The 24,696-nt window shown below is 50.5% G+C and carries 3 protein-coding genes; all 3 read left to right on the forward strand.

Annotation, left to right across the window (positions count from 1 at the left end):
• Positions 1-10 precede the first annotated feature (10 nt).
• Genes AR442_RS07155 through AR442_RS07165 form a run of 3 tightly spaced genes read left to right on the forward strand, consistent with a single transcriptional unit; the run spans position 11 to position 24,685 of the window.
• Positions 11-12,604: a type I polyketide synthase gene (locus AR442_RS07155; RefSeq protein ID WP_060557613.1), complete on the forward strand. Its 12,594-nt coding sequence runs from the start codon at positions 11-13 to the stop codon at positions 12,602-12,604.
• A gap of 18 nt (positions 12,605-12,622) precedes the next feature.
• Positions 12,623-18,919 carry a type I polyketide synthase gene (locus AR442_RS07160; protein WP_053284911.1) on the forward strand — a complete coding sequence of 2,099 codons (6,297 nt, stop codon included), beginning with the start codon at positions 12,623-12,625 and terminating at the stop codon, positions 18,917-18,919.
• A 39-nt stretch (positions 18,920-18,958) separates the two neighbouring features.
• Positions 18,959-24,685 (forward strand): type I polyketide synthase, encoded by a 5,727-nt coding sequence (locus AR442_RS07165; RefSeq protein ID WP_053284910.1) that lies wholly within the window; start codon positions 18,959-18,961, stop codon positions 24,683-24,685.
• Positions 24,686-24,696: the final 11 nt, after the last annotated feature.

The following is a 24,696-nucleotide window of genomic DNA, read 5'->3' on the forward strand; positions in this document are numbered from 1 at the left end:
TGGTATCCTCATGAAATGTATTAACGAATTTTTAAGAACGGTAATAGCGGAAAAGCTGGGTGCCGAGGTGACCGAAGCAGAAGATAAAACCGCTTTTTTTACTCTTGGCGTGACGTCTCTCATCAGTGAAGAAATCATGACCATATTGCATAAAGAATTTACCGGCCTTTCTGAAACGCTGCTGTTTGAATATCCGAACATTGAGAAATTGAGTGAATTTTTAAGTGCGCAGAAACGAAATCCCGAAAGCGTTCTTGAATTCAAAGAAACGGAGCCTGATACGGGAAGCCGGCAGGAAGAAGAATTGCTTCCTGTACAGGCGGCTGAAAAGGTGCCTGAACCGGGAACGGACGGGAGCTCTGATATTGCGGTTATCGGAATGAGCGGGATGTTTCCGAAAGCGGAAAACCAGCATGATTTTTGGACCAATTTAATAGAAAATAAAGATTGTGTCTCCGAAATCCCAGAGGATAGATGGGACAGCTCTTATTACTCGGAAGAGAAAACGGCAGAATACGCGTCATACAGTAAATGGGGAGGTTTTATTGATCATCCGGATCAATTTGACCCGCTGTTTTTTTCTGTTTCCCCGTGGGAAGCTGATTTAATGGACCCTCAGCAAAAATTGTATGTCACGTGCTGCTGGGAAGCGATGGAGGATGCCGGTTACGGGAACCCGGCGGCGAGGCCGACGGATCAAATCGGTGTATTCGCCGGAGTGACCTGGAATGAATATTCATTAATTGCACACGAAGAAGGTTTCCTCAAAGATCAGTACAAAGGCCCCGGCTCCTTATATTGGGGCATTCCGAACCGGGTTTCTTATTTCCTTGATCTCCATGGCCCGAGCATCGCTGTTGATACGGCGTGTTCTTCATCGCTTGTCGCCGTCCATCAGGCTTGTCAGGCCATTATGTCGGGCGACTGTGAAATGGCGCTGGCCGGAGGCGTCAACCTCAGCTTACATCCGCAAAAATACATGTTTTTAAGCCAATCGCATTTTCTGTCTTCTGAAGGAAAATGCCGCAGTTTCGGTGAAGGCGGAGACGGTTACGTGCCCGGCGAAGGCGCGGGAGCCGTTTTGTTAAAACCATTGAAAAAAGCGATTGCGGACAAAGACCACATCTACGGTGTCATTAAGGGGTCCGCCACTAATCACGGCGGCAAAACGACCGGGTATACGGTGCCGAATCCGGAAGCGCACCGGGACTTGATTTTATCCGCTCTAAACAGAGCCGCGGTAAGTCCGGCGGATATCAGCTACATTGAAGCTCACGGAACCGGCACGGCGCTCGGCGATCCGATTGAGATACGCGGCCTGTCTATGGCATTTGATAAACAGACCGATGAGAAAAATGACTGCGGAATCGGCTCGGTGAAATCCAATATCGGACATTTGGAAGCGGCTGCAGGGATCGCCGGTTTAATCAAGGTGCTTTTAAGCATGAAACATGAAACGCTTCCCGCCAGTCTGCACTCCGCGGAACTGAACCGCAAGATTTCTTTTTCTGATTCGCCATTTTATGTCGTCCGAAACAACCGGCCGTGGCCGGCTGAAGGAGATAAACCGAGAATCGCCGCAATCAGTTCATTCGGCGCAGGAGGCTCTAATGCCCATCTGATCGTAGGTGCTTATCAGCCAAAACGGCAAGCGGACGGGAATACTGAGCCAAAACCGCATGCCGTCGTATTAAGCGCACATTCCGAACAGCAGCTGAAAGAATATGCCGGGAAATTGAGCTCTTTTCTTACCCGATTGGAAAACCCGTCTTCTGCCGGCGGATACACTCTGGAAAATATCGCTGCCACCCTATTGTCAGGCAGAGAGCCTTTCTCCTTCCGGCTTGCTGTCATTGCATCATCCCTTTCTGAGCTGAAACAGCGATTGGACGGATTTGTAAGCGGTCACAGAGACGAAAGGCATATTTACTTCGGAAAAGCGTCACCCGGGCGGCCGGACGTTTCAGGCCAATCCGTTTCAGATCCTGAGAAATTTGCCGCGCTGTGGGTGAAAGGTCTTCAAGGTTGCAAAAAGCCGGAAACGCCGTATCAGAAAGTTCCGCTTCCTACGTACCCGTTTTTAAAGGAAACGTCCTGGCTGACCGATCAAAAAAAGCGGTATACAAAAAAGCCCCAAAATACCAAAAGGCGTGAAGCGCTGCATCCTCTGCTTGATGAGAATATTTCATCCGCCCGGAAAGGGATGTTTCAAAAGATATTTTCCAAGGATGAATATTTCTTTAAAGATCATTTAGTGAACGAAAAATATGTGCTTCCCGGAGTCTGTCATCTGGAAATGGCGGCATACGGCGCGGGATTGTGGGGAGAACGCCCGGTCGTCTCTCTTCAAAGTGTGTGGTACATGGAGCCGATTGTGACAGGGACAGACCTAAGATCCGTCATGATAGAGTTTGAAGCGGAAAAAGAGCGTATAAGCTATGTCATTAAAGAAAAAGGAGCGGACGGCATCCTCTTTTCGCAAGGAGAAGTGATTTGTAAAGAAAAAGGAGCGTCTTTTGAGGCCCCGGCTTTTCAGCTCCCGGCGCCATTTGCGCAGAGAACGGAGCCGAAAGACATCTATCACTCGTTCTCTGAGGCGGGAATCGTGCAAAAGGACAGTTTTCAGGTCATCCGCGAATTCTCTTATACAGAAAGGAAAGCACTGGCCAAATTAACGCTCCCGTCACACTTGGAAGCCGATTTTAAACAGTACATCCTACATCCGTCCTTAATGGATGGCGCTGTTCAAACTGCAATGGCGCATGTGCTGCAATTTCAAAAAGAGCCTGCGCTTATCGTACCGTTTTCCTTCGGAGAAATACAGCTGTTTGAACCGTTAGCGAAAACCGTATTTGTGCATGCAGAGGTAAAAGCGGCCTCCGTTCACCAATTTGATCTGCATATTTGTGATGAGCGCGGCGTGCTGCTGGCGGCAGTGAAAGATTTTATCATAAAAGAGGTGCAGGAAAGCGCCGGGTTTAACCAAAAAGCCGGCGTCACGCCGAAGAAAAGCCGTGAAACGGAATTGCTTATGACACCGGTTTGGAACACCGTCACCATTCCGGAAACCGGCATGCCTTTCATGCGTGAAGAAAAAATAATCGTCATCGGGGCCGGGCCGGATGTTCAGCAGGCTTTGAAAGAGATGTATTCCGATATCCGTTTTCCGGACATCACTTCTTTGGACAGCGCGGAACAAATGGCTGAAACATTGAAAGCGCAAGGTTCTTTTCAACACATGATATGGGCGGCGCCGGATCATCCCATTCCATCCGTTTATGATGCGGATACGGCCGAGGGACAGGAGCACGGGGTCATGCAGCTTTTCCGGCTGGTAAAAGCGCTTCTGCTTCTGAATTTTGACACGGAACAACTATCATTGACAATCTGCACGTTTCAAGCACAGCCGATTCATGAACATGATGAGGTCAATCCGAGTCATGCAAGCATACACGGATTAGCTGGGTCGCTCGCAAAAGAATACACCAATTGGAGCATCCGGCTTCTTGATTTGGAATCTCAAAGGGGAGACCGGCATCTTCCTGATGTCTTCTCTTTACCGGCGGACCCCGAGGGAAATCCGTGGGTCTTTCGCGCAGGTCAGTGGCACCGCCAGCAATTGGCCGTCTGCCGGCCTTATGCAGATGAGCCTTCATTATACCGGCACGGCGGGGTTTATGTGATTATCGGCGGAGCAGGCGGAATAGGAGAAGTATGGACTGAATATATGATTCAGACCTATCAGGCGAAAATTGTCTGGATCGGGAGACGGAAAAAAGATACACAGATTGAAAGAAAGCTGAAAAGACTTGCGGCTTTAGGTCCCGCACCGCAATATTTCAGCGCGGATGCTGCGGATTATGACTCTCTCAAACGGGCGTATGACACCATTGTGAAGGAAAATGGAAAGGTCCGCGGAATCATTCATTCCGCCATCGTGTTATCAGACCGAAGTTTTGCCAATATGGAAGAGGATCAGTTCCGCGCTTCACTTTCTGCAAAAACTGATGTCAGCTTGCAGATTGCCCGGGTAGCTGAAGGGGAACCACTGGATTTCTTGCTGTTTTTCTCTTCGATGATGTCGTTTCAAAAAGCGCCGGGACAGAGCAATTATGCCGCCGGGTGCACGTTTAAAGACGCTTTTGCTAAGCGGATCTCACAAAAAGCGCCGTATGCCGTAAAAGTTGTCAATTGGGGCTTTTGGGGAAGTGTCGGCGTTGTCGCTTCAGAACAATACCGGAAACGGATGGAGCGGGACGGAATCGCTTCTATTGAGGCGCCCGAAGCGATGAAAACGCTGGAAACCCTGCTTTCCGGACCTCATGACCAGCTGGCGCTGATTAAAACGACAGATCCGCTTTTTATGAAGGACGATTTGAAAGAACAAGTAACGGTTTATCCGGAAAAGATTCCTTCCGCACTCGGACAATTAGCGGTTAACATCACGCAGAATGACGAAGCTGAGCGGTTAAAAGCATCAAGTGTCATGAGCTGCATGAGAGAGATGGAGTCCCTTATTGAAAAAATGCTTGTATCAACCCTTTATGAGATGGGAGCCGGGCTTGATCAGGCTTTGCCGTTATTTCAATCGGCTGCCGGCATAACGGAACAATACAGCAGATGGCTGAAAGAGAGCTTTGTCCTCCTGACTGGATTAGCGCTTGCTCCGGAAAAAACGGATCTAGGGCAGGTGTGGGAGGAATGGGAGCGGAAAAAAGAGACTTGGCTGCGCCAGAAAGACATGAGGGCGCATGTCAGATTGGCAGAAGAGACATTGCGTGTGCTTCCAGACATTTTAACCGGTAAGCTTCCGGCAACGGAAGTGATGTTCCCTGACTCCTCCTTCCGTCTTGTGGAAGGCATTTACCGCAATAATATCATTTCTGATTTTTTCAATGACAAGCTTGCTGACACATTGATTGCAGTTCTGCGGGAACGTCTGGAAAAAGACCCGCAGGCGAAAATCCGCATCTTAGAAATCGGAGCCGGAACGGGCGGGACGAGCGCCGCGGTCATGAGAAAATTGAAACCGTATGAAGCGCATATTGCCGAATATTGTTTCACGGATATTTCTAAAGCATTTCTTTTACATGCAGAAGACATATTCGATCCGGAATATCCTTATGTCACTTATAAAATATTCAACGCTGAGCAGCCGGTATCAACAGAAGCGCCGGACATCGGCACGTATGACGCAGTGATCGCGACCAATGTGCTTCATGCGACAAAAAATATCCGCTCTGCGCTGCGCCATGCGAAAGCAATGCTGCAAAAAAACGGCCAGCTGTTTATAAATGAGATCAACAGCCGCACCATATTCAACCATGTGACGTTCGGCCTTCTTGAAGGCTGGTGGCTGTATGAGGATCATGATTTACGGATTCCGGGCTGTCCGGGGGTTGAGCCGGCCGGCTGGGCGGAAGCGCTTTCGCTTGAAGGATTCGTCCATCCTCTGTTTCCGGCTGAAGCCGCACACGACTTAGGCCAGCAGATTATAGCGGCTGAAAGTGACGGAACGGTCAGGCTTGCCCTCCCGCAGGCGTCAGAAGAAAAGCCGGAGCGCCGTCCGTATGACGCAGATGGTCTTTCGGATGATACCTTGCATTTCAGCCTGAGAGAAAAAAGCGTTGAACTGATGAAGAAGGTAATCGGTGAAGCGCTTAAAGTGCCGGCGCATCGTCTTTTATCCCATGAACCTTTAACCGCATACGGATTGGATTCCATACTGGTCGTCAGACTGACCAACGCGTTAAAAGACGTCTTCGGTTCTGTCAGCAGCACTTTGTTTTTTGAATATCAAACCATTGATGAGTTTGCTGATTACTTTCTGTCTTCCCGTAAAGAAGCGCTCGAGCGGCAATTCGGGAATGGACCGGCTCATCCCGAAAACGCCGGACGGGTGCAGGCTCCCGCAGAAAGCGCCGCGCCGATTCCAAACGTAAGAGAACGGGGCATCACATATCTGACGGAATTAATAGGAAAAACGCTGAAGATTCCGAGCGGGAGAATGGATCCGTCGGTTTCCTTAACCGCATACGGTTTGGATTCTATTCTGGTCGTCCGGCTCACAAATGCCTTTCGTAACGTGTTTGACCAAATGACCAGCACCCTCTTTTTTGAATATCAGACGATAGAAGAAATCGCGGATTACCTGCTTCTTTCTCAGCGGGGAGCATTTATGAAAGCGATGGGTGTGCGTGAGGAGCAGCTGTCTGATCACACAGATAATCTGAATGTAAAACAAAACAAGATTCCTCAAAACGAGGAAGGCAGCAGGACAAACGGAGATCCCTATGTCCAGGATATCGCTGTCATCGGTCTGTCAGGCCGGTATCCGGGCGCCGATCACGTTGATGAGCTGTGGGAAAATGTAAAAGCCGGCAGGCATTCTATTACTGAAGTGCCGAAAGATCGCTGGGACTGGAAAACGTTTTATAACGAGGAACGCGGAAAATGGGGGTCCATTTATTCAAAATGGGGCGGTTTTCTCGATGACATTGATACATTTGATCCGCTGTTTTTCCGTATATCTCCCGCGGAAGCTGAAAGGATGGATCCGCAGGAAAGATTGTTTCTGCAGACTGCTTATTCAAGCATTGAAGATGCGGGGTACACCCCGGCCGCGCTTTGTGACAGCCGGAAAATCGGAGTCTTTGTCGGTGTGATGAACAGCAATTACCCGACAGTCCCCAGCGACTGGTCTATCGCAAACAGAGTATCGTTTTTGTTCAACTTCCAAGGGCCGAGTATGGCTGTGGATACAGCATGCTCTTCTTCTTTAACAGCTGTCCATCTCGCCGCAGAAAGCCTGCGGAGCGGAATGAGTGAAACAGCGATTGCCGGCGGAGTCAATCTTATCGTTGATCCGGCCCACTATGAGCGGCTGTCCGCTTTTTCAATGCTGTCTCCCGGTGATAAATGCAAATCTTTCGGAGACAGTGCGGACGGTTTTGTTGACGGTGAAGGAGTAGGGGCGATTGTGTTAAAGCCGCTTGCTCAAGCGGAGAAAGACGGCGATCATATTTACGGCGTTATCAAAGGAAGCATGCTGAACGCAGCAGGCAGGACAAACGCTTATATGGTGCCGAATCCGAAAGCGCAGTTTGATCTGATCGCAGAGACGTTGAAACGGACAGACATTCACCCGAGAACGGTCAGTTACTTGGAAGCCCACGGAACGGGCACTGCGCTCGGTGATCCGATTGAAATCGACGGGTTAACGAAAGCTTTTCGCCTGACAACAGAAGACCGGCAGTTTTGTTCCATCGGTTCCATTAAATCAAATATCGGACATTTAGAAAGCGCTGCCGGGATTGCGGGGATCACCAAACTGCTTTTGCAATTGAAACATAAGAGGATTGCCCCTTCATTGCATGCGGCGGAATTGAATCCGAATATTGAGTTTGAGCACACTCCGTTTTTCGTACAGCAAAAAGAAACGGAATGGAAACGACCTGTCTTGAATATCACGGGTGAAATGAAGGAATATCCGAGAATTGCCGGCATTTCCTCGTTTGGAGCAGGAGGTTCAAACGCGCATGTCATCATTCAGGAATATGTGCCGTCTGACAGCCTGAAACCAATGGAAACCGCAGCTGTTTCTCCGCAAAAACCGGCTGTTATTATTTTATCAGCGCGAAATGAGCAGCAATTGACAGAGCGCGCCCGCCAGCTTCTGGATGATCTCATAAGAAAAAAACATTCTGACGGGGATTTGGCCAAGATCGCTTACACGCTTCAGGCGGGAAGAGAACCGATGGCTGAGCGGCTTGCATTTACGGCCGAGTCGATAGAAGAACTGAAAATGAAGCTTATGAGTTTCTCAAACGATCATAATATCGACCATGCTCATATCTGGCGGGGCAGGACAGCCAAACATCATTCATTGGCGGCTTCGCTCACTTCTGATGAAGATATGGCGCTTACCATAAATGCCTGGCTGAAAAAAGGGAAATACGGAAAGCTGCTTGACCTTTGGGTTAAAGGACTTGACGTCGATTGGTCAGCTCTTTATCAGCGCAACCCGGGCCGTATCAGTCTCCCGGCCTACCCTTTTGCCAAAGACCGATATTGGGTGACAAAAGCTGATGTGTCACTTGACAAAACAGGCTCAGCGGAAAGTGAGAAAGCAGCCAGACTTCACCCGCTGCTCCACGCGAATACATCGACCTTTACCGCCCAGCGTTTTACTTCTGTTTTTTCAGGGCATGAACCGTTTTTTGCCGATCATATCGTCAATGGAAAACCGGTGCTTCCGGGCGCAGCTGCTTTAGAAATGGCCCGGGCCGCCGTTACACTTGCCGCTGAAGACTTGCCCGGCGGGAAAACGGGTGTCCGGCTCAAACAGATTGTTTGGCTCCGGCCGGTGACGGCGCTTTCTGAAGGAGTGACGCTTCATGTAAAGCTTCAGCCGGAAGAAAACGGAGACATCGCTTTTGAAGCGTATGCCGAAGGGGAAGAGCCGCTTGTCTTTTTCCAGGGAAAGGCCGTGTTCGAAGAGACGGAGCGTGCTCCTGTTCTCGATGTGGAAGCGGTTCAGGCGCGCTGCGGCGGCCGGCGCATGTCAAAGGCTGAGTGTTATGAAGCGTTCGACAGCCTCGGCATCACCTACGGACCGTCGCATCAGGCGCTTGACGCCGTCTATGCCGGAAACGGAGAAGTGCTCGCGAAGCTCACTCTTCCGCCGTCCGCCCGCGAAGAAAAGGAGCCGTTCATCCTGCATCCAAGCATGCTGGACGCCGCCCTTCAGGCTTCTATCGGTCTTGTGCTCTCAGACGGTTCCGCGTCCGGACGGCCGTTTCTGCCGTTTGCCCTGCAGGATATGCAGGTGTTTTCTGCGTGCCGGGAGACGATGTGGGCGGTGCTTTCCTCAGCGGAAGGCGCCTATCATATTGAGCTGTGTGACGAAAACGGCGCGGTATGTGTCCGATTGACGGGACTCACCGCCCGTTTTCTGGAAGAGGACACGGAGGAAAAACCGCTCTTGCTTCAGCCAAAGTGGCAGGAATCACCGCCGGGTGAGGGAGGCGGACAAGAAGCGTCTTTCAGATACGTGACGCTGTATGGCGGAATGAATGCTGAGGACATAAGCGGCGCCGTATGTGCGGCTGACGGCGAAGGACCGATTGAAGACCGTTATGACGCCTGCGCGGCGGAGCTGTCAGCGATCGTCACGCGTCTTATCAGAGAAAAACAGAAGGGAAAAACGCTGATCCAGCTTCTTGTCCCCGACAGGGGGGAAGACAATGTATTGGCGGGGCTGGCCGCTTTTCTGAAAACGGCTCACCTTGAACATCCGAAGCTGTACGGCCAAGTCATCCAAGCCGATCCGGACGAGTCAGCATCATCGCTTCTTGCCAAGCTGAAAGAAAACCGGGCCCATCCTGAACAAGCGGAAATCCGTTATGAAAACGGCAAACGTCTCGTCAGAAACTGGCGTCATCTGCCGGCCCCTCAAAGCGGTACCGTTCCGTGGAAAGACGAAGGGGTCTACCTCCTCACCGGGGGAGCGGGCGGCATCGGACTGATTTTCGCTGAAGAAATAGCCTCCCGCGTCAAAAACGCCGTCCTCGTTTTAACGGGGAGGACGGAAGCGCTTGATGAAGACCGCTCCGCCCGCTTACGGCGCTTGGAAGCGTCGGGTGCCCGCGTACTGTATCAACCAGTAGATGTGACAGACAGGGCGGCGGTCACCGCCCTCGTCCGCGGCATACAGGAGGAGCACGGAACACTCGACGGGATCATTCACGGCGCAGGCGTGATCGCTGACAATTACATTCTGAACCAGACAGAAAACGAACGGAAGACCGTCATGGCGCCGAAGGTGAAAGGGCTTATCAATCTTGATGAAGCAGCGAAAGATGTGCGGCTGGACTTTTTCATCCTGTTTTCTTCCTTGGCGGGAGGAGTGGGAAATCCGGGGCAGGCCAGTTATGCGTCAGCCAACGCATTTATGGATGTTTATGCAGCCCGCCGAAACCGTCTCGTGCGGGACAACAAGCGGAGCGGGCAGACCCTGTCCGTCAACTGGCCGCTTTGGGAAGAAGGCGGTATGCGCGTGGACAAAGAGACAGAGCTTCTGATGTATGAACAGACCGGAATGAAAGCCATGCGATCGGCCTCAGGCATCCAAGCGCTTTACGCCGCTTTTGCCTCCGGAGAACACCAGGTCATGGTGGCAGAAGGCAACGAAAAACGGATTCGAAAAAACCTGATGCCTGAAGCGCCGGAACCGTCCCGTAGCATTCATGTGTCAAGGAAGACGCACGTCCATCTGCCGAATAAAGTACAAGCAGAACTCAAACATATGATATCAGGCATTCTGAAGGTGAAAGAAGACGAGATAGATGCTGAATCAGAGATGAGAGATTATGGCTTTGATTCGGTTTCATTCACGCAGTTTGCAAATGAACTAAATAAAACGTATGGGCTTGAACTGACACCGGCCGTGTTTTTTGAATACCCGACAGTCTTTAGTTTTGCCCAATACTTGCTGACGGAACATCCGGATACATTCGGCTCACAGGCAGAAACAGAAACGGAGAAACCGGTTGTGCGTAAAAAAATGAAGACGGAGCCATTCTCGATTCCGTCCCGCCTTCCTAAAACAAAAACCGCAGCTGCACCTGAGCCCGTGGCGATAATCGGAATCAGCTGTGCATTTCCAATGGCTGAAAATCCGGAAATGTTTTGGGAGAATTTAGCCGGAGAAAAGGACTGCATTTCTGAAATACCGCCGGAGCGCTGGGACTGGAGACAGTATTACGGAGATCCGCAGAAAGATAAAAATGCGAGCAATGTAAAGTGGGGCGGCTTCATTGATGAAACCGCTCAATTTGATCCTTTATTTTTCGGTATTTCTCCGCATGAAGCCGAAATGATGGATCCTCAGCAAAGACTTTTAATGATGCATGTATGGAAAGCGATTGAAGATGCCGGCTGCTCTGCCAAAAGCCTCTCAGGTACAAATACAGGCATTTTTGCAGGCACGACAAACAGCGGTTACGCCCAGGAAGCTTCAAAGTTCCATATAGAGATTGAGGGTTCTTCCGCCGCCGGAACGGTTCCGTCAATCGGTCCGAACCGCATGAGCTATTTTCTGAATATACATGGGCCGAGCGAACCGATTGAAACCGCCTGTTCAAGCTCATTGGTCGCTGTTCACCGTGCGGTCAGGGCAATTCAGGCCGGAGACTGCGGCATCGCGATTGCAGGAGGCGTCAATGCCATTGTGTCGCCGGATATGCATATCAGCTTTAATAAAGCGGGAATGCTCAGTGAAGACGGGCGCTGCAAAACATTTTCCGATCAAGCGGACGGGTATGTCAGAGCTGAAGGTGCCGGCATGATTGTTTTGAAAACATTATCCGCTGCGGAACGTGACGGCGACCGTATTTATGCCGTTATTCGCGGAACGGCGGAAAATCATGGCGGACGGGCGGCTTCCCTTACATCGCCGAATCCGAAAGCACAGACAGAAGTCATGATAAAAGCGTATCAGCAAGCGAACATCGACCCCCGTACAGTGAGTTATATTGAAGCCCACGGCACGGGAACGGCGCTCGGAGATCCGATAGAAATCAACGGACTCAAAGCGGCTTTTGCAGCGCTTTATCAGAAAGCCAGAGTAACGGCGCCCGATCAGCCTCATTGCGGCCTCGGTTCCGTCAAAACGAATATCGGCCACACAGAGCTTGCCGCCGGCATGGCCGGGCTTTTAAAAATTATTTTGCAGATGCAGCACAAAACGCTCGTTAAAAGTCTGCATTGTGAAACCGTTAATCCATATATCAGCCTCGACGGCAGCCCGTTTTATTTCGTCCGCGACACTCAGCCGTGGAAAGCGGCGACTGATGATAGCGGAAATGAACTGCCGCGGAGAGCGGGTGTCAGCTCGTTCGGATTTGGCGGTGTCAATGCTCATGTCGTGCTCGAAGAATATGTTTCTCCTGTTGAAGAGAAACAATGGACGGCCGGTGAACTTCAGCCGTCCTTATTCATTCTCTCGGCAAAGACGGCGGAACAGCTGAAGGAACGTGCGGAACAGCTGCGCAGATATTTGGAAAAGTCACATTCAGCTGACGGAGATCTTGCGGGTATCGCTTATACGCTTCAGCTTGGCCGGGATGAAATGGAAGAGCGCCTTGCCGTCATTGCTGAAACAAAAGAAGAGCTTACGAACGCGCTGAATGATTTCCTCAGCGGCAAGGAGACGGGGCAGAATTTCTTTACAGGCCGGAACAAAGCGATGAAACAGCTGTTTACAGAGATGACGGACAACGCAGAAATGAGCGGGACCGTAGATCAATGGATGGAAGCAGGAAAGTATGCAATGCTTGCAAAATTATGGGTGCAAGGTTTACATGTCGACTGGAATAAATTATATCCGGACGAAAGGCCAAAAAAAGTCAGCCTGCCCGTCTATCCTTTTGCGAAAACACATTGCTGGATACCGCACAGAGCGCAGCATATAAGGCACCGGGAGACTTATGAGACTGATACGTCCCCGCTTGAGACTTATGAACACCTGCTTGATGAATTGGAGAGAAACGAAATAAGCATAGAAGCCGCTGTAAAAAGAACGATCGGTTTTTACAGGGATTAGCGTAATGGAGGAAACCATATGAAAGAGTTTCTGCACCGGGTTTTTTCTGACGTCAAAAATAAAAAAATGACAAAACAGGATGCGATCGGCATTTTGCGCGATTATGATATGCGGATGGGACTTCGCCAAGCGGCATCCCTTCATCCGCTTGCTCAGCAGCATATTTCCGATGAAACGGGACAGGGATTCTCGGCAGCTTTCAGCGGCCGGGAATTTTTTCTCGCTGATGTTTCTTTACAGCGTAAAAAGCTTATGCCCGGAGAACTTCTTTTGGAAATGGCGAGAGCTGCGGCTGTTTTGACAGTAAAGGAGACTGAGGCTGTCCGGCTGACGCATATCGTGTGGTCAAAGCCCATTCTGACTGAGGCTGAGCCGTTCCATATCGAAATCAGGCTGATACCCGCAGAGGGTGAAGCCAAAAGGTTTGAGATTTATAATCCATTTTCTGCCGATTACAGTCATCATGATGTGTACAGCCAAGGGACGATTCAGCCAGTTGATACTGCGCCCGGCATGCTGGATATCAGCCGCTTGAAGGAAAACAGCGGTTCCCTGATGGATCAGCAGCAAATTGTAGCCATCACTCAGAACGATACCGTTCAATACAGTGAGCACATGAAAGGAATTGAGCGTATTTACGCCTCAGCAGGACGGATGCTGGCAGATATATCAATCCCATTGACAAACCAAAAAGAATCCGCCCGATTCGGCCTCCCTCCCTGTGTGATGCAAAGTGTGACAAAGGCATGCGCGCTGCTTGGCGGCAAAGAATATAAAACGCTCGCCCCGGTTTCATTGGACGAGCTTTTGTTTTATGAATCTTGTCCTGACAAGGTATGGGCCGAGATACAAGAGAAGGCGGGGAGCTTTTATATTGATTTATGTGACGGAGAAGGAAAAATATGGGCTTCCCTGTCGGGGTTGAAGCTGCAGCCTGTCATCAAGACGGGCGCTTCCGGAAAAATCAGTGCCGAACACCGCAGTGAACATTTGTATGAACAAACGCTTCTTCAGCTCAAAACGCTTTTTGCCCTGACTACAAAAATTGCTGTTTCCAACATAGATACTGAAGAGCCGCTGGAAACCTACGGAATCGACTCAGTCACTGTGACGAAATTGAATCGCGAATTGTCTCTGCTTTTCGGTGACCTTTCCAAAACGGTTTTTTACGAATATAAGACACTGGGCTCCCTGGCAGCTCACTTTGTCACGGATTATCCAAAAGAATGCCGAAAATGGACAAATGATGATGAGCACCGTTCAGGCGTATCAGAACAGGTTTTGGCAAATGAAGATTTTCCGGTGCTTCCGTCGTTTATCAAGCGAAAGAAACGGCCTTCTTTTTCCAATGAGAACCAGACAAAAGAAGGAATTGCGATTATCGGAGTCAGCGGACGTTATCCGCAAGCTGAAACACTTGAAGCGTACTGGGATAACTTAGCAGCCGGAAAAGACTGTGTGACGGAAATTCCCGAAGAGCGCTGGGAAAAGGACAAGTACTACAACCCTGTTCCCGAAGCGGCCGTGAAAGAAGGGAAAAGTTACAGTAAGCGGGGCGGGTTTCTGAAAGATGCCGCTTTCTTTGATCCGCTGTTTTTTCAAATTTCACCCCGTGATGCTTTGAATATGGACCCGCAGGAGCGTCTCTTTATTGAAATGTGCTGGCAGGTGATGGAGGATGCCGGTTATACGAAGGAACAGCTTGAGAATCTGTATAACGGCCGGGTCGGCGTTTTTGCGGGCATTACGAAAAACGGGTACGGAATGTACTGGAAAAACGGCGGCGCCCTGCAGCCGAAAACGTCGTTCAGTTCAGCGGCCAACAGAGTTTCCTATTTTCTTAATCTGAAAGGGCCGAGCATGCCGGTCGACACGATGTGCTCGTCTTCTCTGACTGCAATTCATGAAGCGTGTGAAAACATCCTTCGCGGCGAATGCGACATGGCGATTGCCGGCGGTGTGAATGTGTATACGCATCCTTCGGCTTATGCGGAGCTCAGCGCCTATCGAATGCTTTCAAAAGACGGAACGTGCAAAAGTTTCGGTGAAGGCGGGGACGGATTTGTTCCCGGGGAAGGCGTCGGAGCCGTGCTGTTAAAGCCGCTGTCAAAAGCGATAGCTGATAAGGACCGTATTTACGGGGTGATTCGCGGCACTCATATCAATCACGGCGGCAGAACAAACGGGTATACAGTGCCGAGTCCGAGCGCCCAGGCTGACGTGATTTCCGGCGCGCTTGAAAAATCAGGAATACATCCGCGGATGATCAGCTGTATCGAAGCCCACGGCACGGGCACTGAACTCGGAGATCCGATCGAAATTGACGGTTTGACCCGCGCATTTCAAACGAAAACGTCAGATAAAGGCTTTTGCGCCATCAGCTCAGTTAAATCCAATATCGGGCATTTGGAAGCCGCGGCAGGCATTGCCGGTGTAACGAAACTGCTGCTCCAGTTTCAAAAACGAAAGCTTGCCCCCTCATTACATTGCCGAAAATTGAATCCGAATATTGCATTTGACCGGACGCCGTTTGTGGTGCAGCGTGAATTGGCAGACTGGAAGCGGCCGGTCATTGAGGAAAACGGAGCGCAAAAGGAGATTCCGAGAATCGCGGGCATCTCTTCTTTTGGCGCGGGCGGGGCAAATGCCCACATATTGATAGAAGAATATATTGAACCTGATAGGGAGATTTCTGAGCCATTCACAGATGAAGATCCCGCAGTCATTTTATTATCCGCCAAACAGGAGGCCAGCCTGAAGCAGCGGGCGCAGCAGCTTCTTCAAGCGATCAGAAAAAATGACGTCACAGACCGCAGCCTCCGGGATGCGGCTTACACCCTTCAAACCGGAAGAGAAGCGATGGAAGAACGTGCGGCGTTTATCGTGACGTCGACAGAGCAGTTAGCGGAAAAACTGCAGCGTTTTATTGACGGCGGGACAGACGGCTGCTTCAGGGGGAAAAGCAAACAGTATAAAGACATTCTAGCCGTTTTTAAGGATGAAGATATGCAGGAAGCCGTCCGTAAATGGATGAAACGAAAAAAATTCGCGAAGCTTCTGGAACTTTGGGTAAAAGGGCTGAAGATTGATTGGTCAGAGCTTTATAACGGCAGCCTGCCGCACCGCATCAGCCTTCCCGGTTATCCATTTATAAAGGATCGGTATTGGCCGGACGATGCAGCGCCTGACAATGTTCGCGGTGCTGAAACACATTCTGAAACATTTCGTGAAACCCGCTTTTTACAGAAAAGCTGGGCAGAAAGCAGCAGTGTTCCGGTTAAGGAAGTGCGGGGCGTCATCGGAATAGCCGCCGATCACCAGACAGGAAATTTGGCCGTTGAGCTGTCCCGTTATTTCCCCGAGTCTGAAATCATTGACGCTGCATCACCGGAAATATCCGGGGACGCGGCCCGGTTTGGCGGTCTGATTGATGTGACCGGATGCGGGACGGAAATCAATCATGATGACGGCTGGATTCATCGTCTGCAGTCTCTCATTGACAACAGAAACCGCGGCCGAAAGCTTCAGCTGCTTTGTGTGACAAAGGGGCTTGAACCTTTTGCAAATGAAACGATAAATCTCTCAGGTGCAAAAAAGGCCGGATTGTACCGGATGCTCCAAAGTGAGTATAAGGATATTCGCTCGCGGCATATGGATGCAGAACAGACTGCCGAAGATCCTGAGCTGGCAAACCAGATCGCAGAGGAGTTTTTTCGCGATTCTGAAGACATCGAAGTGTGTTACCGAAACGGTGTGCGCTATCACGCGCGGTTAAAGGAAACAAACAGCTTAGCAGAAAAAGAATTTTCATTTCCGAAAGACCATGTGCTCTGGATCACCGGAGGAACCCGGGGACTCGGATATTTATTCGCCCGGCATTTTGCCGAACGATACGGAGTCACGAAACTCGTGCTTACCGGAAAAGAAACAATGCCTCCGAAAGCGGAGTGGGATGATCATGTCAAACGGAATTCCCCGTTTTCCGATAAAGTGAGAAGAATCAGAGAGCTCGAACAAAAAGGTGTCCGAACGGAAGTGCTGTCTGTATCTTCCGGCCCTGAATATGAGCAGGCCGTCAGCCGGGTGAAAGAGAAGATGGGGCCGATAGGAGGCGTGATACACGCGGCGGGAGCCGTAGATCTCGATCATCCGGCCTTTATCCGCAAAACAAGAGAACAGATGATGACCGTGCTTGAGCCTAAAACAGACGGACTGGACCTTTTGTATCAAGCGCTGCACAAGGAGCCTCTCCGGTTTTTTGCGCTGTTTTCTTCAGTGTCCGGCGTGATGCCGGAATTAGGAGCGGGACAAAGCGATTATGCCATGGCTAACGCCTATATGGATTATTTTGCGGCCGCAAAAGGTTTTCCGGTGCTGAGCATCCAATGGCCGAGCTGGAAAGAAACGGGTATGGGCGAATCAAAAAGCCGGGCCTATCTGAAAAGCGGTTTAAAGAGCATCACTGACAGAGAAGGGCTGAGCCTGTTTGATGCCATTATGGCAGGCGATTGCGGGTCTGTTATTATGCCGGCCGTCATTCACCCGGAAAAATGGGAGCCTGGCCGTCTGCTGCTTTCATCCGGCCTTACCGAAACAAAGAAGCAGGAACAGGCCGATACAGAAAGCGTTGAGGAGTGGCTGACGGGCATTTGCTGCCGGGAATTAAGACTGGAGCCGTCAAGATTTGAATCTGATACACCGTTTCAAGATTACGGAGCCGATTCCATCATGCTTGCCCAAGTGTCCAGAGCGATCGGAAAGAGGATCAAAGCTGACCTTGACCCGGCGGTGCTGTATGAATACCCTACGGTTGCTGCGCTGGCCGGATGGCTTGAAACAGCATATCCGGAAATCAAAGCTGCCGTTTCAAAACCGGTTCAGCCTGTAATCCCGGACGTTCCCAAACAAACGGCAGCCGCTGTCATTCAGCCTTCTGGCGGTGCAGCGGCGCAAGATATCGCTGTTGTCGGAATGTCCTGCCGTTTTCCGGGAGCTGAATCAATTGAAGCTTATTGGAAGCTGCTGTCTGAAGGAACGTCAGCCATTCAAAGGGTGCCGAAAGAGCGCTGGAAAACGGAGAAGGCGGATTATGCGGGCCTTTTAAAAAATGTAACGCATTTTGACCCGGAGTTTTTCCTTATTCCCGAAGAAGACATCAAGGCAATGGATATCCAGTCCTTTCTTTTATTAGAAGAGGCGCTTCATCTGTTCAGAGACAGCGGTTACTCGTTACAAGAAATGAAAGGCAGGTCAGCCGGTGTCTATTTAGGAGGACGCGGGGGCAGTATGCCTGACGAAAACCGTCTGAAGCATGCAAAAAATCCGATAGTCGCCGCCGGCCCGAATTACTTAGCGGCCAATCTTTCTCAGTTCTTTGATTTGAAGGGGCCGAGTCTTGTTTTGGATACGGCCTGTTCTTCAGCGCTTGTCGGTATGAATATGGCGATACAGGCGCTTTCTTGCGGTGAAATCGACTCAGCGGTGGTCGGGGGAGTCAGTCTGCTGGAATCCGGTCAAACCCACCGGATGTTCGAACTCCGCAATTTGTTAAGTGAAGAGCCTGCGTTTCATATTTTTGACCGCCGCACCGGCGGCATCGTATTGGGAGAAGGCGTCGGAATGGTGTATTTAAAAACAGCGGCCCAGGCTGTAAAAGACGGGGACCGGATTCATGCGGTCATTAAAGGCATTTCCGTAAACAATGACGGCAGAACCGCGGGGCCTGCCACACCGAATATACAGGCGCAGAAAGAAGTGATGGCCAAGGCGCTTGCCAAAAGCGGCAGAAAAGCGGAGGATATCAGCTACATTGAAGCAAACGGTTCTGGCTCTGAAGTAACGGATCTTTTGGAGCTGAGGGCGATTGAAGCGGTATACCGTATGCAAAACAGCGCGCCTTGCGAATTGGGGTCGATGAAGCCGAATATCGGACACCCGTTATGTGCTGAAGGGATTGCCGGTTTCATTAAAACAGTGCTTATGCTCTCGCGCCGAAAACGTGTGCCTTTCCTTTCCGGCAAAGAGCCGATGACGCATTACGATCTGTCCGCCTCGCCGTTTTATTTTTCGCACGCGCTGCGTGAATGGACGGATTCACCGCGGATTGCCGCCGTCAGCAGCTTCGCTGACGGAGGGACGAATGCCCATGTCATAGTGGAAGCCTGGGAGCAAGAGGCGTATACCCCGGTCAGAAAGCCTTTGCCGAGACAGGAATTAAAACGCCGGCCCATTCGTCCGGACAAAGCCGAAAGCCTGCATGAAAACGCACATAAGTCCCGCCCGAATACGTTTTGGAAACAAATGAAGACTTACTGATTGCGCTGAAAATTGAACGTCGATATGGAGGAAGTTCATATGCAAGAGCAGCTTCTTATTAACAATCAGCATCCCGTTCTGAAACATCATAAAGCCTATGGAAAGGAACTGCTGCCGGGTCTGGCTTATATTGACCTGATCTATCAGACTTTCAGAGAAAACGGTTTTTTTCATGCCGGCCTTGAACTCAGGCACTTATCGATTTTTCACCCTTTAGCTCCTGAACAGGGAGAATCAATCCTGCTTTCCGTTGACTGTACAGAGAACGGCGAAGAGCAGTGGAAGGTGGAGGTGAAAGGGCAAAAACAAGGTGACGAAGCAGCAGAGACAAAGGTATATGCCGCGGCGCAAATGCATTCCGTCAAGCCCGCCGGCTTCCAAGAGAGCGTCCGGATGGATGCCGTAAAACAAACGGCGGCAGAAATACCGCTTGAGGACATTTACGCGGAATGCAGGGATCAAGAACTGGTTCATTCAGGAATGATGAAAGGCTGCGGAAGCGTCTACCAAACTGAAAAAGAGATTTATATTGATCTGTCGGTGCAAAAGGATCAGCTGGAACATGCAGAAGAGGCGATGTTTCATCCCGCATTGATAGATGCGAGCAGCATCGGCTCCAATGTATACCTCGCTCCTTTGACGAGGAAGGAGGGGCAATTATTTCTGCCGCTGTTTTATGAATCGTTTTATTGCGCCGAATTGCTGCAGACAACATGTATCACCAAGATAAAAAAAGAATCCGTCACCCGTAAGAAAGATCTCGTTTACGTGACAATGGAGTTTTTCAATGAGGAAGGCAGAAAAGTCGGCGAACTGAAAAACTTCGCCAATAAACTGGTGAGGGACCCGGAACTGATCAATCAGAAACGGCAAAAGAAAGAACCTGACGGGCGGAATGCCGTCCCGGCTCCGCAAGCGGAACCGGCGCCTTCTGAGCCCCGCCGTGCGGAGGCTTCCGCCGGCCTTACTGAACAGTGCATCCTTTATTTAAAAGAATTGCTTGCCGCCCGATTGAACAAACCTGTGAAAGAGATTGACCCGGATATCGGCTACTATGAAATGGGGCTGGATTCTCCGGGGCTGTTGGACATGGTGAAGGAAATTGAACAAAAAATCGGAACGCAGCTACTGCCGACGCTGTTATTTGAATACACGACAATCGCGGAATTGGCGGGATATTTGTGCGAACATTACGGAGCCGGTTTCGGCCATGCTCAAAGCGGACATTCAAGTGCTGAGCCTTTGCCCCGGGAAAAAAAGAGGACGACCCAAATCCGCGTGAAAAAGTCGGCATCAGCCGGAACGCAGAATGGAGATATTGCGATCGTCGGGATGGCGGGACGGTACCCCGGCGCCAAAAATCTTCGTGAATTTTGGACAAATTTAAAAAATGGAGAAAACAGCGTAACGGAAGTGCCTCGTTCCCGCTGGGATACGAGGACATATGAGCATTTGCGATCGCCGTCCGGCAAGCCGATTTCCAAATGGGGCGGTTTTATAGACGATCCGGATTGTTTTGATGCGAAATTTTTCCGGATTTCTCCGCGGGAGGCAGAAGCTAAAGATCCGCAAGAACGATTGTTTTTGGAAACATGCTGGGAAACGATTGAGGATGCGGGCTACACCCCGGAAACAATCGTTCAGCCGAAAGGGCCGAATAAGAGAATGAACGTCGGTGTGTTTGCCGGGGTGATGCATATGGATTATTCTCTCGCCGGCGCTGAAGCTGCGGCGAAAGGGCTGGTCTTTCCTTATCCCTTGAACTATGCGCCGATCGCAAACCGTGTTTCATATTTTTGCAATTTTCACGGGCCGAGCATGGCGGTTGACACGGTGTGTTCGTCATCTTTGACGGCCGTCCATATGGCGGCGGAAAGTCTGAGACGCGGTGAATGTGAAGCAGCTCTTGCCGGAGGCGTCAATTTATCATTGCACCCGACAAAATATATCACATACGGCTTAATGGATATGCATTCGAGTGACGGGCTGTGCCGCACGTTCGGTGAAGGCGGCACAGGCTATGTCTCAGCTGACGGCATCGGGGCCGTGCTGCTGAAGCCGCTCCACAAAGCCGAAGAAGATAAGGATCATATTTATGCGGTGATAAAAGGCAGCGCCGTCAATCACGTGGGAACCGTCAGCGGGATTACCGTGCCGAGCCCCGTGGCGCAGGGGGATATGATAGCTGAATGCCTTGAAAAGACTGGGATCGATCCCCGGACGATTTCTTATGTGGAAGCGCACGGAACCGGAACTTCTTTAGGAGATCCGATTGAAATACAAGGTCTTGTTAAAGCTTACCGCACGTTTACGGAGGATCGGCAATTTTGTGCGATCGGTTCCGTTAAATCGAATATCGGACATGCGGAATCAGCCGCCGGGATCAGCGGGCTTCATAAAACGGTTTTGCAGCTGTTTCACAAAACGCTTGTCCCTTCTTTGCACTCAGAGACGATTAATCCGTATCTCCGTTTAGAGGACTCGCCATTTTACGTGCAGCAAAAAACCGAGTCATGGAAAAAGCCGGTGTATACAGAGAACGGCCGTGAACATTCCTGTCCGAGACGCGCAGGCATCAGTTCATTCGGGGCGACGGGTTCAAACGTTCATCTCATTTTAGAAGAGTACAGGCCCAAAAACCCCGGCATTACGGAGAATCAAGAGAGACCGTATATCGTGCCTCTATCAGCGAAAAATCCGGAGCGGCTGAAGGAATACGCTGCCCGGCTGCTGATGTTTCTCAAAGATAAAGCGCTTGAAGGAAGCGGGCCGCTTCATGACAAAAGAGTTACAATGCAAAATCAGCTGGAAAATGCGTTGCGCAGTGTTCTGGCGGATGTTCTGCATGTAGAGGCCGGCTCGGTAGATGGTGAACAGGATTGGAAGGAATTCGGCTTGGATGTCATGCAGCTGACACAGTTTTCTGAGCTGATGACGGATCAATACGGGCTGGCAATAGACATGACTGATCTCATACAGCATACTTCCGTCCGGACTTTAGCAGAATGTCTTACAAACGATGAGAAACATAAGGATATTCTTTCCGGTCTTTTCGGCCAGTCCGGTTTAGATAAGCAGCCTGATGAATCTTTTTCCCTGCGGTCACTGGCGTATACGCTGCAAACGGGACGGCTGGCAATGGAAGAACGGCTTGTTTTTTTAGTGAACGATCAAGCGGACCTGATCAGGAAATTAACCGAATTTACAGAACGAAAACGGCAGATTGACGGCTGCTTTCAAGGGCGGTCTGATAGCGGAACGGAAATCAGGGGTTTCCTGAACGATGATCAGGATACGGAGGAGCTGATCCGAAAATGGATGGACAGCGGCACTTACAAAAAACTTGCGGAGCTGTGGTCAAAAGGATTTGAGATAGATTGGACGCGGCTGTATCAGGAGGAGAAACCGCGCAGGATGAGTCTGCCGACGTATCCGTTTGCAAAGGAACGATATTGGATACCGGAGCCCGATCATACCGTCACTTCCGTAAATACAGAAAGCAGGCTTCACCCGCTGCTTCACCGCAATACATCAGATTTGTTAGAACAAAAATTCAGTACGATACTGAACGGAGATGAATTCTTCTTAGCTGATCATATCGTCCGAAACAAGCGTGTTCTCCCCGGGGCGGCTTATCTTGAAATGGCGAGAGCCGCGGCTGAACTGGCTGCCGCGCCGTTAGCCGCTGAATACACGGCTAAAACCGGCATTTCGCTGCGGTATATCAGCTGGATACGCCAGGCCGTTCACAAAAAAGAGCCGCTGCGTATGACGACAGGGCTTTCCTTGGAGGATAACGGCAATGTTTCATTTCAAGTGTACAGCAATGAAAACGATTCAGACATTTATTGTGAAGGCAGCGCTGTGATTGAGCCGCTGTCTGAGGCGCCGGTTTTGCATATTGAACAGCTGAAAGCGCGCTGCCGCAAAAAAGTGCTGTCAAAAGAAGACTGCTATGCGGCGTTTGCAAAGGCGGAAATTGTATACGGACCTTCACATCAAGGAATTGATCACATTTATTGCGGGGAAAAAGAAGCCTTGGCTAAATTGGTGCTCCCTGCTTCCGTTTCTGATGAAGCCGAACAGTTTGTGCTCCATCCGAGTCTGATTGATTCCGCTTTTCAGGCGGCCATCGGCGTTATGAATGAAGATCAAGCGGGTTATCCGGAGCAGCCGTTAATGCCTTTTGAATTACATGAACTGACCGTTTTTCATCCGTGCAGTCCAAACATGTGGGCGGCCGTGTTTGTGACGCATGAAACACCGGCCGTGCGAAGAATGGACATTGATATATGTGATGAACGCGGCAATGTGTGTGTAAGGATAAAAGGATTTTCTGCCCGGATGGCCGAAAGTGCGCCGGCCGTAACCGATAATAAGCAATACGATCTGCCGGGTAACCTTACCGGAGCCGTCAAACTGATGCAGGTATGGGACGCGGAACCGATAGACAACCAAACCGGCTTCCCCATTTCTGAAGCAAAAGCTGTCATCATAGGCGGTACAGATGGGCAGGCGGACGCGGTTTTACGATTGTTTCCTAAAGCTGTGCGATTTGATATCGGCCAAAGTGCTTCCGTTGAAGTGATATCTGATCGGCTCCGCCGTCTCGGTGAGATTCAGCATATGATCTGGTTTGCCCCTCAGCCGGCTGATTCTGACAGCCATGATCAAAAAAGCGGGGTGCTGCAAATTTTCAGAGCGGCCAAAGCTCTTATCGGTCTCGGGTATGGAAAAGAGCAGCTCGGGATGACGGTGATTACGCACCAAGCACAGCCTATCACCCAATATGATGAGGTGCGTCCCGCTCATTCCAGTGTGCACGGTTTCGTCGGGTCTCTCGCAAAAGAACATCCGAGCTGGCACATCCGTCTGGTCGATCTTGAAGACGGGGGGGTTTTCCCCGCAGAAGACATATTCAGCCTGCCCCGCGACCGTACGGGTAAAGCATGGGTGCGCAGACATCAGGAATGGTACAGGCCTCAATTGCTTCCGGTCCAAAGCGGGCCGTCTGAAAGTGTTCCTTACCGCTATGGAGGCGTATATGTCATCATCGGCGGTGCGGGAGGCATCGGCGAGGTTTGGACAGATTATATAGTGACGACGTATAAAGCCCGAGTCGTCTGGATCGGGAGGCGGCCGCTGGACAGCCGGATACGCCAAAAAATAGACCGGTACCGGCCATCAGGCCCGGCTCCCGAATATATAGCCGCAGATGCTTCTGATCTTCCATCGCTTCAGCGCGCCTATGAACAGATTAAAAACACATACGGCACCATCAGCGGCGTCGTTCATTCAGCGATGGTATTTGCGAATGAAAGCGTAAAAGATATGGAAGAATCACAGTTTCACGCCGGTCTTGCGGCGAAAGTGGATATTTCCGTCAACATTGCCGAAGTATTTGCGAAAGAGTCTTTGGACTTTATTCTCTTTTTCTCTTCGGTTATTTCATATATTAAGAATCCGAATCAAAGTCATTATGCGGCGGGGTGCGCATTTAAAGACGCATTTGCCCATGAGCTTTCCGGACGGCTGTCATGCCCGGTCAAAGTGATGAACTGGGGTTATTGGGAGCGGGCTGACAATCACATTTCTGAAGAGTTTGACAGACTGAGTGCAATCGGTCTCGGGCTGATCAGCCGGGCGGAAGGGATGCAGGCGCTGGAAACTCTGCTGACGCAGCCGATCTCCCGCATGGGGCTGATGAAGCTGACCAAGCCGATTCCGATCGAGGGAATGAACCCTCATGAATTTGTGACTATCTGATTGCCTGTCAA

It is taken from the genome of Bacillus velezensis (genome assembly GCF_001461825.1).
Classification (GTDB): domain Bacteria; phylum Bacillota; class Bacilli; order Bacillales; family Bacillaceae; genus Bacillus; species Bacillus velezensis.

Coding starts and splice junctions, on each gene's coding strand:
- AR442_RS07155 (WP_060557613.1), top strand. CDS start 11: ATGAAATGTATTAACGAATTTTTAAGAACGGTAATAGCGGAAAAGCTG.
- AR442_RS07160 (WP_053284911.1), top strand. CDS start 12,623: ATGAAAGAGTTTCTGCACCGGGTTTTTTCTGACGTCAAAAATAAAAAA.
- AR442_RS07165 (WP_053284910.1), top strand. CDS start 18,959: ATGCAAGAGCAGCTTCTTATTAACAATCAGCATCCCGTTCTGAAACAT.